Below are 15,081 nucleotides of genomic sequence, written 5' to 3'. Positions count from 1 at the left end.
CTCAAGCATTGCGGGCCATCAGGCCACCATCGACGGGGATCACCGTGCCGGTGAGGTACGACGCGGCCGGTAGGCACACGCTCAACGTCATATGCGCGACTTCCTCGGCGCGACCGTAGCGGCGCAGCGCGGTGCGTCGGCGGGCATAGGTGTCCTTGTCCTGAGCGGAGATCGCCGCTGTCATCGCGGTATCGATGGGCCCCGGGCAGATGCAGTTCACCGTGATGCCGTCGCGCCCCAAGTCGACCGCCAAACTCCTGGTCAGACCGGCCAGGCCGGACTTGGCTGCAACGTATGGGCCGTCATACGGAGTGGCGCCGAGAGCCTCTGTGGAGGCGATGTTCACCACACGCGGGTACGGAGCTTCACGCAGGAACGGGAGTGCTGCGCGGACAATCTGTTGGGGTGCGGTCAGATGGACGGCAAGCGACCGATCCCAGGTGTCGTCATAGTCGGGGTCATCGAGTGACCTGAATGCCGCGAAACCGGCGTTGTTCACCACGATGTCCAGACGGCCGAACCGTTCGGCCACAGCCGCGACGACCTCGGCGATCTGTGTGTTGTCGGTGACATCCAGCGCCCAGGCCGCTGCAGAATCGCCGATCTCGTTGGCGACTGCTTGCGCATCTTCCAGATGCAGATCGGTGACCGCAACGAATGCGCCATCCTCGGCGAAAACCCGAGCAGTGGCCTGCCCCATGCCGCTTGCGGCGCCGGTGATTAGAACGGCTGAACCTGCTACGGATCTACCGGATCCACTCATAAGAGCGGGTTACGCTGCCGCGCCTTAGCCTCTGCGCCGGCCCTTGATCAGTTCCAAACGCTCCTTGAGCAGCTCGTCGAGCTCCTCGACGCTGCGGCGCTCCAGGAGCATGTCCCAGTGCGTACGCGCGGGCTTGACCTTCTTGGGCTCGGGCACGTCGCCGTCGAGGAGGGTGCCTTCCAGGCCGTTACGGCAAGCCCAGTTCGCCGGGATTTCGGCATCGTGAGCGAAGGGAACCTCGAACTCTTCACCGTTGTCTGTGCGGTAGCGGGCCATACGGCGGGGCGCGAGGTCGTGGTCACGATCGGTTTCATAGCTGACGGCGCCGAGCCGGCTGCCCCGTAGAACACGATCTGCCATGTGTACTTCTCCTCTTTACTGCGGGCCGGGATGATCAGGCTCCCGCGCTCGAATTGCTGGTGACTGCTTACCTCAACGCCGTCCCGGCGGCATTAGTTCCCTGTTCATGCAGGTTGTAGGCCTCATTATAGTTCGTCATCGACCGCTGGGCCGCGCGCCACGAGGCCACCCGGGTGACAGCCTTTCGCCCCGTGATCCTGGCCGAGGTACTCGGGTGCCTGGTTCTGGTCACCGGCTCCGAGATTTCTGCGTATTTCCAGTCCACCGCAGGTAATCACGATGGTCGGAAAGAGTGCCCTATTTCGCTGGCAAGTTGGTTTGTCGTGCCTCTATTTGAGGTGGTCCACCAACTGGCCCTGGTCGCCGAATAGTTCGTCGCGCCAATGGTCCAGTACCGCGCTGGTGTCGATATCGTCGGGATGGAAGCCGCGCTTCAGGTACGGCTTCCTCTCGGTGTACAGGCCCTTCAGAAACGGGCCACGCAATAATCGCACCGTCTCGCCGAGTAATCGCAGCGGTTGCTTGCGTCCTTCGGGATCGTTGGCGGCAACAGAGATCCAGACGCCGACGGTGAAGAGGGGGATCGCGATCGCGGCCATTGCTCGCATAGTCGAGATGCGCAGCCATTCGGGCCCGCCAACGGCCCGATAGACGTCGAACGCGACTGATTTATGTTCCAGCTCCTCGAAGGCATGCCAGTTCAGTAAGTTCCGTACCTCGGGATCGGTCATCAGCTCCCGGATCTCCGGTCGGGTAAGCAGGCGTTCGGCGAGAACCGCCGTGAAATGCTCAGCTGCGGCGGTCACTGATAGTGCGCTGAGCCGGGACAGGCGCAGCAGTCGCGCATCTGGGTATGCCGTATCGAGGTACTCCTCGGTCTCGTCTGCCAGGTTGCCGAGCAGCTCGATGAATTGGAAGCTGTATCCCACGGAGGCCAGTTTCCGGTTGAGTTCGCTGTGTTGCATGCCATGGGTCATCTCTTGTCCGATGAATCCCGCCACCCGCTTCTTGAGGTGCGGATCGGTCATTTGTGCCCCGTAACGACGCACAGCTCGAACGAAGAATTCCTCGCCCGGGGGGAAGGCGGCTGACAGGATCCCTACCAGGTGACTGAAGGCAATGTCGTCGTTGATGTAATACCGCTGCATGGGTTCGGGTTCGCCGAACCGGAACCGGATTCTCCTGGTCTTCGGATAGACAACTTGGGGTGCGACTTCGGCGGCCATAATTCCCCTTAACATCGGCGGTGATGCCCGGACCGTTCGATTACTAGTACCAAATATATCAGGTACTTGATGTTCTATCAAGCCACTTTTAGTGCCTGTGAACTGGCATTTTCTAATTTCCAGTGGCGCTAACCCCCGGCGAGCCCTGGAGCTCTCGTCGTATCGGCCAACCCGCCGTCACCGCTACAGTTCTGAGGCGTGGCACGTCGCAAACATGCTCAGCCCTGCAAGTGGTGCGGACGTGAAGTCGCTGACGCCGAGCTCGGTCGCCGGCGCCAGTATTGTCGCCAATCCTGCCGTCAACGTGCCTATGAACAGCGCGCGGCGGTTAAGGGCACGGCGGTGCCTGCCGATGCCGTGGTGCTCACCGCGGATGAAGCGGCCGACCTCGCCGATCGGGTGTTTCAGGCGCGATGTGCCGCCGAGGACGTCGCGACCGCGGTCGATGAGGGCGCGACCCAGGACGAGCTGCGCCAGTTGTGCGAGGAGTTGCTGCGCGCCGCCAAGGCCGCCGACGGCTGGCGCTGATTTCTCGCGCGAGCCTCTACTCGCGCGAGAAAGGAACTCATTGCGAGATTAAACCTTCACGGAATCCGAACGCGCCCATAGTTTGTCAACATCGATCGATACCTTGTCGATGCCAGCCGCCGACCGTGAGGATTCCCGAGCTTTTCATGACCACCCGTAATGCGTTGGTGGCCGCCGCGGCAACTGACACCGATGCGCCCGCGCCCACCCCGTCCTGGCGAGAGTGGATACTCAACCGCCGCTGGGAGATCATTCGATTCCTCTCGCCGTTCACGGTGCTTCTGATTTGGCAGGCGGCTAGCGCCTGGGGTCTGATCGACGCGGATATCCTGCCGGCGCCGTCGACGATCGCACGCGCCGGAATCGAATTGATCGGCAACGGCCAACTCGCCGAGGCGCTGCGCGTCTCCGGAATCCGTGCCGCCGAGGGTCTACTGCTGGGCGGCACCCTGGGGGTTGTTCTGGGCACCGTGGTGGGGTTGTCACGGCTGGTCGACGCGGTGGTGGACCCGACCATGCAGATGGTCCGGGCGCTGCCGCATCTCGGGCTCATCCCACTGTTCATCCTGTGGTTCGGTATCGGGGAGCTGCCCAAGGTGCTGATGGTGGCGCTCGGAGCGGCGTTCCCGCTATACCTCAACACCACCTCTGCGATCCGGCAGGTAGACCCCAAACTCTTCGAAACCGCTCAGGTGCTCGGGTTTTCGTTCTGGCAGCGTTTGCGTGTCATTGTCGTCCCGGGCGCGACACCGCAGGTGCTTGTCGGATTGCGTCAGTCACTGGCGCTGTCCTGGCTCACGCTCATCGTCGCCGAGCAGATCAACGCCGATGCTGGGGTGGGGTTCCTCATCAACAACGCACGCGACTTCCTGCGTATCGACGTCATCATCTTCGGCCTGGTGGTCTACGCGTTGTTGGGCATTGTGACCGACGCCATCGTGCGCGTGCTGGAACGGCGTGCACTGCGATATCGATCATGAAAGGCGCACCATGACAGCAGTTTTCGAGGTTTCCGAACTGTCGCGGCAATCCGCCACACCGGCCGCCGAACTGACATCGGTGACCAAGTGGTACGGACGTAACCGGGTGCTCGACGATGTCTCGTTACGGGTCGGCCGCGGTGAGATCGTCGCGCTGGTGGGCCGCAGCGGCTCGGGTAAGTCGACGGTGCTGAGGGTGCTGTCCGGGCTGGCCGGCGAATACGGCGGTGAACGGCAGGTGCTCGGGGCCCCGGCCGTAGCCTTCCAGGAGCCACGGTTGTTCCCGTGGCGCTCGGTCCGCGACAACGTTTCGTACGGGCTCACCCGCACCAAACTGTCGAAGGCGGAAGCACTTTCCCGGGTCGATCGAGCGCTCGACGAGGTGGGGCTTGCGGATAAGGCGCAGGCCTGGCCGCTGACCCTCTCGGGTGGCCAGGCGCAGCGGGTGTCTCTGGCCCGTGCGCTTGTCGCGGAGCCTCAGCTGCTGCTGCTCGATGAACCCTTCGGTGCACTCGACGCACTGACCCGGCTGTCGATGCACCGCCTGCTCTTGAACCTATGGCGGGAACACGAGTTCGGCGTGCTGCTGGTCACCCACGATGTAGACGAGGCGATATCGCTGGCCGACACCATTCTGGTGCTGGACGAGGGTCGGCTGGCGCACACATTGCATATTCACAACCCGCGGAAACCGCAGGGGAAACATGACGGCGAGACGGAGAAGTACCGAGGTGAACTCCTTGCGCAGCTTGGTGTTTGACGAAAGGGGAGGGCAGTGAAGCGCTGGATCGCTGCGACCGCGGCCATGAGTGTATTGGTGCTGTCGGCGTGCACCTCCGGTCGCGAAGACAAGGGCGATTCCGCTGTGCCGCAGCTCGTCCCGCTCTCGGAGCTGACGGGGCTTACTCTCCAGGTGGGTGATCAGAAGGGGGGCACCGAGGCGCTGCTGCGCGCAGCGGGTGAGCTCGACAACGTGCCGTACAAGATCGACTTCTCCACCTTCACCTCCGGACCGCCACAGATCGAGGCGGCGACCGCGGGCAAGATCGACTTCGCCGTCACCGGTAACACGCCGCCGATCTTCGGGGCGGCCTCGAACGCGAAAATCAAAGTGGTATCCGGGTATTCCAATGATGCCTCGGGCGACCAGATCCTGGTCCCTGCCGATTCCACGGTCCAGTCGGTGGCGGACCTGCGGGGTAAAAAGGTGGTGGTCGGCAAGGGCAGCTCGGCACACGGTCACCTCTTGTTGCAGCTGCAGAAGGCCAATCTCACCGTGAAGGACATCCAGCTGGTGTTCTTGCAGCCCGCCGACGCGTTCACGGCGTTGAGCCAGGGGCAGGCCGATGCCTGGGCGATCTGGGACCCGTACACCGCCCTCGCCGAAAAGCAGCTGAAGGTCCGCACGCTTGCCACCGCGAGCGACGTCTCGAACGGGTATGGATTCGGTGTCGCCTCGCAGGCGGCGCTGCGCGATGCCAAACGCAACACCGCGCTTTCGGACCTGGTGCAGCGCATCGCTCGGGCGAGCAACTGGGCCCAGGCCCATCAGCAGGAGTGGTACGGAAAGTATGCCGCGGCAATCGGAATCGACCCCGCCGCCGCGGCCCTCGCGCAGTCGCGCAGCTTGCGGCCACCGATACCGCTGACCGATCAGGTGAGTGCCTCGGAGCAGAAGCTGGCCGATCTCTTCGCGCAATCCGGTCAGATCCAGGGCAAGCCCAAATTCGCCGATTTCGTCGACAGCCGATACGACAGCGTGCTGGCGCAGTTCTTCACCAAGACGCAGTAGAAGCTCCCGGTTTTTCAGCTCATAAGGAGGGCAATTCCCGTGGCCGCCAAGTTTTTCTGGTTTCTCCCCACCAACGGCGACAGTCGTTCCATCGTGGGCGCCTCACATGCGTCATCGCATCACACCATTCCGGCGGGGTATCGGGAGCCGAGCCTGCGATATCTCGGCGAAATCGCCCGTGCGGCCGACCGGCTGGGCTTTGAGGGCGTGCTGACCCCGACGGGCACCTGGTGCGAGGATGCGTGGCTGACCGCGTCGGCACTACTGGAGCAGACCGAGCGCCTGAAATTCTTGGTGGCGTTCCGGCCCGGGCTCGTCCCACCGACGCTTGCCGCGCAGCAGGCGGCCACATTCCAGCGATTCTCGGGTGGGCGTCTGCTGCTGAACGTCGTCAGCGGAGGCGACGATGCCGAGCAACGTCGCTTCGGCGACTGGCTCACTCACGATGAGCGCTATGAGCGCACCGGTGAATTCCTGCAGATCGTCCGGGATATCTGGAAGGGCGAACCCGTCGACTACTCGGGTAAGCACTACACCGTGACCGATGCGCGGGTGTCGGAGCCGCCGACGCCGTTGCCGCAGTTGTATTTCGGCGGGTCCTCCCCGGCGGCACTGCCGATCGCGGCTGATCATGTCGATGTCTACCTGACCTGGGGTGAGCCGCCCGCCGCGGCCGCCGCCAAGATCCAGGCGGTGCGGGCACTGGCGAAGGAGCGTGGCCGCACCCTGCGATTCGGCATCCGGCTGCACACCATCACCCGGGACACCTCCGAGGCGGCATGGGCCGTCGCCGATTCACTGGTCGCCGAGCTGACCCCAGACCAGGTCGCCGCGGCCACCGCGCTGCATGCGAAGTCGGAGTCCGAAGGGCAGCGGCGCATGACGGCGTTGCACGGTGGGCGGCTCGACAAGCTCGAGATCTATCCGAACCTGTGGGCGGGAGTCGGATTGGTGCGCGGCGGTGCGGGCACGGCGTTGGTCGGCAGCCACGAAGAGGTCGCCAATCTGATCTCCGAGTATCACGCGCTTGGGTTCGACGAGTTCATCCTGTCCGGGTACCCGCACTTGGAAGAGGCGTACTGGTTTGCCGAGGGTGTGCTTCCGCTGCTCAAGAAGCGGGGAGCGCTGGCGGCTTAGCTCAAATGGGCGCTCTCATCGTCAAGATCGTTGCGCTGCAATCCCATTGGTGTTGACATCGGTATGTCGCCACCCGCGATGACCTGACGGGTAATGGGGGTGAGGGTGCGAAAGAGCGTCTCCACCTCGGCGTTCGTGAGCGCATCGAGCGTCGGTAGTGCGGCCCGGTCGGTACGGTCCTCGATATCGGTCTTCAGGGCGTGGCCCTCGGCGGTCAATAGGCCGGCGCCGTCGAGTAGACCGCGTTGAGAAAGGGCCTGCTCGATATCGGCCCACTCGGCGTCGTCATAGTCCCGAGTGCGCATGATGTGGTCCTTGGCCGCCCTGCCTGCCGCGACCTGCAACACATTCGACTCGCGACCATTGATGCCGGCGGCGACCAGGACAGCGATGTGGGCGTCACCACGCTGCTCGCGTAGCAGGGTGGCGGCATGCCACAGTGCCGCCACGGGTTGGTCCGGCCACGGGACGGTGGACAGTGCGGCATACAGCGGGCGACCTGCCAACGAGGCATTGCGGGCTGCCTTCCCGAGTAAATCGGCAGCGGTGCATAGATTTTCGTCATCCGCGAGGCCAAAGCGTCGTAGCGCTGCGACGGCACCGGCTTGCCGCGCGGCCAGAGCCTGTTCGGGACTCGCGGTATCCCATGCGCCGTCGAGGGACTTGGCTACCCGGAATGATGCGAAGTTGTAGAAGACGGCCTCGACGAGGCGCGGCACCACTGCACCCAGCGGAGCCGATCGGGTGGCGAAGTACCCTCGCCAGAATCCGCGGTAGCCAAGCTCATCGACCGCGGCACGGGCTTCCGCTGTGAAGTAGGTGATTCCGTGTACCGGCTCAAACCGTTCGTAGAGGCGACGGGCGAGGGCAGGGGGACGTGCCATGAGCCCAGTGAACCACGGGAATCTTTAGACCGGTGCGGCTGTCGGTCGGTGATCGTAGGGTGGGGACATGGGATTGAGTTTGGAAGAACGACAGGCATTTCTGGCCGAGCCCCATGTGGCTGCCATCTCGGTGAGCGCCGGGTCGGACCGTGCTCCGCTAACCGTGCCGATCTGGTACTACTACACCTCTGGCGGCGATCTGTGGATTCCGACGGGCAAGGGTTCGCGTAAGCATCAGCTGATCGAGGCGGCAGGTCGGTTGACGCTCATGGTCGATCGGGAACAACCGACGGTGCGCTACGTGAGCGTGGAGGGGCCGGTGACCAAGATCGAGCCGCTCGGCCACGACCAGCATCGGCAGGTGGCCGCGCGATACATACCGGAGGAGCTGCTCGACGGGTACCTCAAGTACTCGGAGGGGTACGGGGAGCAGATCGCGGTCTATGTCTCGCCGGAGCATTGGCTTTCGGCGGACCTCGGCGGCCCCGAGAACTGGGGCTAGCGCCCGGTTGGCTACGGATTTAGTTTTGGGCTGGCATCGGGAAGTTCTCGGTGCCCGGATCACCGGCCGGTATGACGGGCAGTGTGAGCGTGGATGGATGCGCCGCATCATGCAGGATCGTCTGCGTCGCGGTGCGTAGCTCGGCGTTCTGTCCGAACGGTGCTCCCGTATTTGGGTTGGGTGCGTACTGGGGGAAGTCGCTGCTGGAAATCTCCAGCCGGATGCGCTCGCCGGTGCGGAACTGGTAGCTCACCGGCCATACATCGATGCGGTACTTACTCGGCTGGCCCGCCGGGACGAGGTGCCGCTCGGACAGCGATTGCGCCGTTGAGGTGCGGACGATGCCGTTGTTGAGGTTGATGGCAGCGCCATCGGCCCGAACGACAACGAGTTTCGCGGTGAAATCGGTATCCGGTGCTGAGGATGCCGCCCACAGATCGACACTGATCGGACCGGTGACCTCGGTGTCGGCGGTGAGTGGCTCGCTGGTGTACGTCAGCACATCAGGACGCTGCTCGACGACGTTCTGGCCATAGCGACCTTCTGGTGCCGAATCGGCGGCGCAACAAGAGTGCCCACCGGCGCTCGGTACCGGATTCGCGGGGTCGTAGATGTAGGTATCGGGCGGGTCGTGAGGCGAAACCGAGTTACCAAGTGTGCCAGCATGTTTTGCTCCGGAGCCGCCGAGCTGATACACCGTCCAATCCGTTTGTGGCAGTGGCCAGGTCGGGGCGGTCTTCCAACGGTTGGCGCCCATCAGGTAGTAGTCGACGCGGGGTGTTCCGGAAGTGACGCCATTGTCGGCGCCCTTGAGGAAGTGGTCGAACCATGCCAGCTGTAGTTCATTGACGGGGCTGTTGGCACCGGCCCCCAACTCCTTCAACAGTGTTGATGGACTTGATGATTCGCGGCCCCAGGCGAGGTGGTCCCACGGACCGATGACGATGCGCTGATCGCGGCGCGCCTCGGGTGACCCGCCGCGGGCGGACATACCTGTGAAGTTCTCCAGGCCGCCACGTAGGAACGAGTCGTACCAGCCCTCGAAGTGCAGCACCGGAACCTTCACCTTCTCGTACCGGTCTCTGATGCTCCACTGCTTCCAGTAGTCATCGCGGGTCGAATGCCGGATCCAGTCGAAATACCACGGTGCGACCTGAGGATTGTCCGGCTGCATGGGTGGAAGATCTTTGTAGGGAAGGAAACTGAGCCAGCGACTCCGCTCTGTGGCTGCAGTCTTGAGTTGTTGGACTGCAGCGTCATCGCCACGGTTCTGCGCCGCGGAGGTGGCGATGGTTTCTATAGCCCACGGCAGCGCAAAGCCCAGCCGGAACGCGCCGCCCTCGTACGTCCAGCCGTCGTAGTAGTCGGAGGCGGTATTGGAGGGGACGATGGTTGTCAGGTGCGGGGGAGTTGTGGTGGCGGCGAGCCACTGTGTCGCACCGACATACGAGGAGCCGTACATTCCGACCTTGCCGCTGGAACCGGGTAGTCCGGCCGCCCACTCCACGGTGTCGTAACCGTCGTCGCCGTCATTGCCGAACTCGGTGAACACCCCGTCGGAAGCACCCTGGCCGCGAATGTCTTGCACCACTACGAGATAGCAGTGCGAGGCGAACCAGTCGGGGGTGCGGAACCGTGACGGTTTGACCTGTGCGCTGTCTTTGCCGTACTGAGTGCGCATCAGGATGACCGGCACGGGGTCCTTGAGCTTGGGGCGATAGACGTCGGCGCGCAAGATCGTGCCATCGCGCATGGCCGCCGGCACATCGGACTTCTTGGCGACAGCGCATGGGCCGCGGCCCCCCGACGGGGGCCAGGAGTTCTGAGGCGAGCCGGTAGGGCTGCATGCGCTGAGGACGAGGCCGACGGCGACTACGAGCATTCCGAGACGACTGGCCGAACCTGCGATCACCCCGCCAGGGTATAGCGACCTTCGTACTGTTCTTGCGCCGGAGCTGGACCGCCGCATACCTCAACACCGCTGCGGCGGCCTAGCGGACTGCTCTCAGACCAGTGCCGGCGCCTCGTCCTGCTGCGTGAGATCGTCGAGGAACTCGGCGGTGACGGAGCTGGCTGCTCCGCCGAAGGTGGCGGACGACAGCGGGTCCAAGATCTGCAGGATGCGCAGGTGCTCCCCCCAGCACGGCATCAAACCGGCCAACGGAGCGTGGGCGGCCGGCTTCTCCTCCGTGCGCAGTGCGCAGACCACGGTCAGCTGTGGAGCATCGACGGTCCCGGTCAGCTCAAGAGCTGTCCAGCGCTCAGAGAGCGGGGCACTCCAGACGCTCGCGAGGGTCTGAGTCAGGTCGCCATTCACCGTGGCACGGTAGGCGGCCAGGTATCCGTGGTCGTCGGTGACGGCGCGCGACCCTTCCTTTACCTGTGCGGGCAGCGGTGCGTTCGGATTCTCCGCGGCGCTGACCTGCCACCCCAGTTCACGCAGGTGATCGGACAGTCGGCGTCCCACCGTATCGGCGGTCTCGCGCAAGGGGACTCGTGAAGAACGCGCCTGTAGGGCGGCGAGGTTTTCGGCGGCGCTCAGGGTCAGGCTCACCCAGATCTTGCCCTCGACGCCATCGATATCGGCGGTGGTGACCCGGATCGACGAGCATCGCACGCCATAGCGATCCAGATACCCGGCGAGGAGTCCGACCGGCACATCCTCACCGGACGCGGGCGCCTTGAGCTCAAGGGCCACGGTGGTACGCGCGTCAACGCCGGAAGGGACGATCTGCGCGATACCCGAGGGGGTTCGGCGAGAGAGCCTGCCGGTCAGCATCTTCGTCCACCGTCCGAGCATCTCGGTAAGGAAGGTGCCACGCCACCACACCAGCAGAACCAGCGCGAGCACCCCGGCGGTAATGGCGATCCAGCGGTCGGCCGGGTCCCGGCGGTAGAGCGCGAACGCACCCGCCGCGACCAGCGTCGCCACCAGGGTCAGCCGCAGCGTGCACGGCACCGGTGGTCGATACAGCTTCAGTTTCCTACTCGTATTCGTGCTCACTCAGTGCTCTCCTGTCTGCGACGCGCACTCAGCGCGGCGACGACGATTACCGCGATCAGGCATGTACCGGCGCCCAAGAAAGCGAGTCGCCGGGGAAGGGGATTTTCGGGGATGGGTGCGGGCGGAGGGACGACCGCGCGAGCGCTGGGGCCGGTGGGTCCGCCCTCCTCTGGGGGAACCTCCCAGGTGAGCGCGGCTACCGGGTCGATCGTTCCGGCCCCCACGAGATTGGAGGGAGACCGACCCGCGTCACGAGCGGTTCTTTTCAGACGCGAAATCACCTGGCTTGCCGTCAGTTCGGGGAACCTGCTGCGAACCAGCGCCGCGACACCCGAAACGTATGCCGCCGAATAGCTCGTTCCGTAGAGGGGGACCGGCTTACCGTCCTGGCCGATCATTCCGTTGGCCAACCCGCCCTCGGCGTCGTTAGACAGCGATGTCACGTTCTCGCCGGATGCCGCAATACCCACCCATGGGCCGGCCATCGTGAACTTCGAGGGACTGCCGTCGATTGCGACAGAGCCCACCGACAACACATAGGGCTGCCACCACGAGGGCACCGAAACAGACTCCACCCCAGACCAATTCCTGGGGTCCGCACCGGCGCCGGTGAGGGGATTCTGCTGGCAGTTGGCGCCGCCGCCACTGGTGTTACCGGCCGCGGCGACTACGACCGCGTCCTTCTCACTGACGGCGTACCGCAGCGCCGCACCTAGTGCGGCTTGGTCGATGGGCTTGGCCGCCGGAACGCAGACACGCGACGAAATGTTGATCACGCGTGCCCCGAGGTTCGCGGCGTGCACGATTGCCCGGGCCAAGGTGTTGACGAAGTTGTTGGCTTCGCTGGTGGTTGGATCACCCCCGGTGACGCGCGGGGAGAACTTGGCGGACGACTGGCGGATCGAGATCAGCTTGGCCGCCGGTGCGACACCGGAGAATCCGTCTGGGCCGGGTTGGGCACCGATGATGCCGGCGACCATAGTCCCGTGGCCGTCACAGTCGGTCAGGCCGTTGGTCGACTGCACGTAGTCACCGCCCGGCTCAACATGCAGCCGCGGGCTCGGCTGTACGCCGGTGTCGATGACGACGATGCTCTGACCCTCACCGTGGGAGAAGCGCCAAGCCTCCTGGAGCTCCTGTGAAGGCTTTCCAGCCGTACCTGTGCCCGGGAGCAGCACGGTGGTACTGCACGCGGCGGACTGCATGCCGGCGCTGGCGCTGGGGGCCGAGTCTCGGGGCAGCGCAGCGGGATCCGCCTCGGGAGGCGCAACCGCGTACACCGGGGGAATCGTCGTCGCCATCAGGGTGGCGGCGACGGCGCCCACGCACAAAAACCGCATCATCGGTTGAGAATCCAGGCGAACAGCCCGGTGAGGTACGCGATGACCGGCAACAACGAGGCGTCGATTCCGGAGGCGAAAAATCCGAGGACCCGTCGACTGGGCAGCGAGTAGCTTTCCGCCTCACCGATCTTCGGGTTGAACACCACGACCGTCAGCGCGGCAACCAGCACGGCCAGCACGCCGAGCGCAACCAGTGCGCCGGTGTAACGACCGGCGATGGCGAAGATCACCAGCAGTGCGGTCGTCACCAGGAACGGAACTGCCAGCAGCCAGGCCTTGCAGACCGCTGAATCCCACACCCGCGCCCGCAGTGCCGCTCCGGCGCTCACCGCGAACACCAGGTACCAGGCCCACGGGCTGGCCAGAGTCGAACCGCCCACCAGTGCCAGCGATCCCAGGATTGCCAGAAGTGAAGCACCCGCGATAAATCCACTCTGATGCGAATCGCTCAGCTGTACGCGTCGCGGCAGGTCCTTGAGTACCGACATCGCCGGGGCGGAAGGAGTCGCGTCACCCGGTGCCGGAATGGTCGGCAGCGGGAATCGGGCGGCGAACGCCGACAGCTGTGCGGCACGCACGGTGACCAGCAGCGCCACGATGATCAGGCCGGAGCCCAGGGCGAGCAAGGAAGAATGCCACAGGATCTGGGCGCCCGCAGCGCCTGCGATACCGATGGACAGCACCGTCGTTGCGGTGAAAAAGGCGATCAGCTGACGGGCCACGATCAGGTAGATCAGCGACCACGCCGCCACTCCGGCCGCTCCGAGGAGCACACGCGGCGCCAGTCCATCCCCGGGCACGGCCAGCGCAAGTGCGGCGGCAATGGGTGCCAGGGCGGTGATCGCCAATTCCGCACCCAGACGCGGTGAGCGCACGTGTGCCACCAATGCCCCGATCGCGGCGGCAACCGCGACCACTGCCAGCCCGGCAAGGCTCAAAACCGATCCGGTGCGCACGTTGTGCACGATGGCCAGAACCGTTGCCGCCACGATCAATCCGAGGGCGCCGAAACGGGTGGTGCGGGCGATGTGCTCGGCGCCCCAGGGGCGCTTACGCGATTCGGAGAAAATAACGGCGGCGTCGGCGATGTCCTCGACGATGCCGGGTGCAGCAGGTCCGACGGGGGTTGGTCGCAGCGTCAACAGATCGCCGTCGAGGACGCCCACGGTGTCCAGAGTCGCGTCGGCACTGAACGGGGCGCCGTTCACCGGCGCCAGGCTCAGCCGCTGTGGGGTTGTGGCCTCGGTGGCTGTGTGGCTGTCGGGGGCCACCAAACGGTGTATCGCGGGAATGATGTCGCGCATCGGCAGCTGCGTTGGAAGCGCGATCTCGGTCAGCTTTTCTTCACCGAGCACGGCTACCCGGACGATGGGCATCACGGCGTTGTCAGACATGGTGTTTCGTTTGACTCTCTCGGTAGGGGGTTGGGCCCAAAGGGATTGGGCACATTGGGATTGGGCACAGTTGGATCGAACACAGTGGGGATCTGGAAGGGGGCAGCATCAGTGGAAGTCTCGGGTCAGGCGGGCATCCGGAAACCAGTGCCCGTCCGAGAGCGTGGCCATCAACTGGTCGACGGCCACCGCGATCGCGAACGGGGTTCCGGGTGCGAAGGTTGACAGCCAGACGCCGTCATCGGCGCGCCGCGGGCTGACGAGGATGCGTCCAGTGCTGGTGTCCACCACACTGATACCCACCTCAGAGGTCTGCTGGGTTGCGTTATCGCGTTGTCCGGCAACTACTTCTACATAGTTCCGGGCTCCGATGAACGCCGATTCCACTACCGGCTGCGCGGCGGGCGGGACACCCAGGTATCCCATGACATCGGCCAGTGAGGCGCCAGAGCGCAGCTGCTCGTCGGCCTTGGCGCCGACTTGGGTGGGCAAGGTGAACTCGGGGAACCGCGCAGGTTCGCGCCATCGCAGCCCCGCCACCACACTGGGGGCCAGCGCGGAGGAGTCGTCGGCGTCGACCACCGTGAAGGTAATCAGATGGGCGTTGCGTAGGGACACCACAGTCAGTCCGCGGCCCTGTGACTGTCTCCGCGCGATAATGCCGCGCATCACGTCCGGATTCTCCGAACCTGCCGCGACATAACGCAGTTCCAGCCAACGGTCGGGGCGGCACACGGTGCGGATCCAGCCGGCTACGGCAGGATCCACCGCCCCGTCCGCTCCAAGGACGCCGGCTCTGGTGAGTTCCTGAACGCGCTGAGCGTTGAATCCCGCGCGCTGTGCTTCATCCCGGAAGGGAACGGTGATCGCCAGCACCCAAGGAAAGGTGCCAGCGCCCAACGTGTCTGCGAGGAACCAGGCCTGGTCGACCGTCAGCTCGACGGCGTCCGGCGACCGAAGGGCCTGGTTCATCGCACGATCAGGTGCAGGAGCACCAAGGGCGTTTATGCGCCCCATTTGGCTCCTTCGGCCATGTCGCGCGCGTTCATGGACAGGGTGTTGGTTTCGTGGGTGTTGCCCATGGCGCGGTAGGCGCGGATGAGTTCTTCCATGGCGGTGTTCCATTGGGCTTGCCAGGCGGCTTGGCTCATGGAGGTGTCGCCGTGCC

15 protein-coding genes and 1 pseudogene are annotated in these 15,081 nt (G+C 64.7%); 6 read left to right on the top strand and 10 right to left on the bottom strand.

The window, feature by feature from the left end; translation table 11 throughout:
- Position 1: 1 nt before the first annotated feature.
- From MLB1_RS18340 to MLB1_RS18330, 3 genes are all read right to left on the bottom strand, one after another.
- A complete protein-coding gene (locus MLB1_RS18340; protein WP_371750650.1) occupies positions 2 to 700 on the bottom strand; it encodes an SDR family NAD(P)-dependent oxidoreductase in 699 nt (232 codons plus the stop codon).
- 87 nt (positions 701 to 787) lie between these two features.
- Complete coding sequence (locus MLB1_RS18335) at positions 788 to 1,123, bottom strand: RNA polymerase-binding protein RbpA (RefSeq protein ID WP_180751295.1); 336 nt, start codon at positions 1,121 to 1,123, stop codon at positions 788 to 790.
- 329 nt (positions 1,124 to 1,452) lie between these two features.
- Positions 1,453 to 2,349, bottom strand: coding sequence for a metal-dependent hydrolase (locus MLB1_RS18330; protein ID WP_180751294.1), 897 nt, complete (start codon positions 2,347 to 2,349; stop codon positions 1,453 to 1,455).
- Between the two features lie 198 nt (positions 2,350 to 2,547).
- Here MLB1_RS18330 and MLB1_RS18325 point away from each other — a divergent pair, with 198 nt between their 5' ends.
- From MLB1_RS18325 to MLB1_RS18305, 5 genes are all read left to right on the top strand, one after another.
- On the top strand, positions 2,548 to 2,877 hold the full coding sequence (locus tag MLB1_RS18325) for a hypothetical protein (RefSeq protein ID WP_180751293.1): 330 nt from the start codon (positions 2,548 to 2,550) through the stop codon (positions 2,875 to 2,877).
- Between the two features lie 146 nt (positions 2,878 to 3,023).
- The gene (locus MLB1_RS18320) at positions 3,024 to 3,857 is read left to right on the top strand and encodes an ABC transporter permease (RefSeq protein WP_180751292.1); all 834 of its coding nucleotides are present in this window, start codon (positions 3,024 to 3,026) and stop codon (positions 3,855 to 3,857) included.
- Between the two features lie 10 nt (positions 3,858 to 3,867).
- The gene (locus MLB1_RS18315; protein WP_180751291.1) at positions 3,868 to 4,617 is read left to right on the top strand and encodes an ABC transporter ATP-binding protein; all 750 of its coding nucleotides are present in this window, start codon (positions 3,868 to 3,870) and stop codon (positions 4,615 to 4,617) included.
- A gap of 45 nt (positions 4,618 to 4,662) precedes the next feature.
- Positions 4,663 to 5,649: an ABC transporter substrate-binding protein gene (locus MLB1_RS18310; RefSeq protein ID WP_180751576.1), complete on the top strand. Its 987-nt coding sequence runs from the start codon at positions 4,663 to 4,665 to the stop codon at positions 5,647 to 5,649.
- Positions 5,650 to 5,688: 39 nt separating this feature from the next.
- A complete protein-coding gene (locus tag MLB1_RS18305) occupies positions 5,689 to 6,786 on the top strand; it encodes an LLM class flavin-dependent oxidoreductase (RefSeq protein WP_180751290.1) in 1,098 nt (365 codons plus the stop codon).
- Here the strand turns inward: MLB1_RS18305 and MLB1_RS18300 are convergent.
- On the bottom strand, positions 6,783 to 7,670 hold the full coding sequence (locus MLB1_RS18300) for a hypothetical protein (protein ID WP_180751289.1): 888 nt from the start codon (positions 7,668 to 7,670) through the stop codon (positions 6,783 to 6,785). The two genes, MLB1_RS18305 and MLB1_RS18300, sit on opposite strands and share 4 nt — an antisense overlap.
- 67 nt (positions 7,671 to 7,737) lie before the next feature.
- On the opposite strand from MLB1_RS18300, the gene MLB1_RS18295 reads away from it, so the two are divergent.
- Positions 7,738 to 8,172 (top strand): pyridoxamine 5'-phosphate oxidase family protein, encoded by a 435-nt coding sequence (locus MLB1_RS18295; protein WP_180751288.1) that lies wholly within the window; start codon positions 7,738 to 7,740, stop codon positions 8,170 to 8,172.
- Between the two features lie 19 nt (positions 8,173 to 8,191).
- On the opposite strand, the gene MLB1_RS18290 is transcribed toward MLB1_RS18295, so the two are convergent.
- From MLB1_RS18290 to MLB1_RS18265, 6 genes and pseudogenes are all read right to left on the bottom strand, one after another.
- On the bottom strand, positions 8,192 to 10,054 hold the full coding sequence (locus tag MLB1_RS18290) for a CocE/NonD family hydrolase (RefSeq protein ID WP_180751575.1): 1,863 nt from the start codon (positions 10,052 to 10,054) through the stop codon (positions 8,192 to 8,194).
- 123 nt (positions 10,055 to 10,177) lie between these two features.
- The gene (gene eccE / locus MLB1_RS18285) at positions 10,178 to 11,176 is read right to left on the bottom strand and encodes a type VII secretion protein EccE (protein ID WP_180751287.1); all 999 of its coding nucleotides are present in this window, start codon (positions 11,174 to 11,176) and stop codon (positions 10,178 to 10,180) included.
- Positions 11,173 to 12,519 carry a type VII secretion-associated serine protease mycosin gene (gene mycP, locus MLB1_RS18280; protein WP_180751286.1) on the bottom strand — a complete coding sequence of 449 codons (1,347 nt, stop codon included), beginning with the start codon at positions 12,517 to 12,519 and terminating at the stop codon, positions 11,173 to 11,175. Before mycP ends, eccE begins: the two co-directional genes overlap by 4 nt.
- Positions 12,516 to 13,913, bottom strand: a complete 1,398-nt coding sequence (gene eccD / locus MLB1_RS18275) for a type VII secretion integral membrane protein EccD (RefSeq protein WP_180751285.1) — start codon at positions 13,911 to 13,913, stop codon at positions 12,516 to 12,518. Before eccD ends, mycP begins: the two co-directional genes overlap by 4 nt.
- A gap of 108 nt (positions 13,914 to 14,021) precedes the next feature.
- Positions 14,022 to 14,885, bottom strand: coding sequence for an ESX secretion-associated protein EspG (locus MLB1_RS18270; RefSeq protein WP_180751574.1), 864 nt, complete (start codon positions 14,883 to 14,885; stop codon positions 14,022 to 14,024).
- Between the two features lie 32 nt (positions 14,886 to 14,917).
- A pseudogene (locus MLB1_RS18265) lies at positions 14,918 to 15,081 on the bottom strand (WXG100 family type VII secretion target); the annotation flags it as partial.

This window comes from Mycobacteroides sp. LB1 (assembly GCF_013449725.1).
GTDB lineage: Bacteria > Actinomycetota > Actinomycetes > Mycobacteriales > Mycobacteriaceae > Mycobacterium.
Note: the sequence above shows the minus strand (reverse complement) of the source record. Positions and strands in the feature narration are given on the sequence as shown.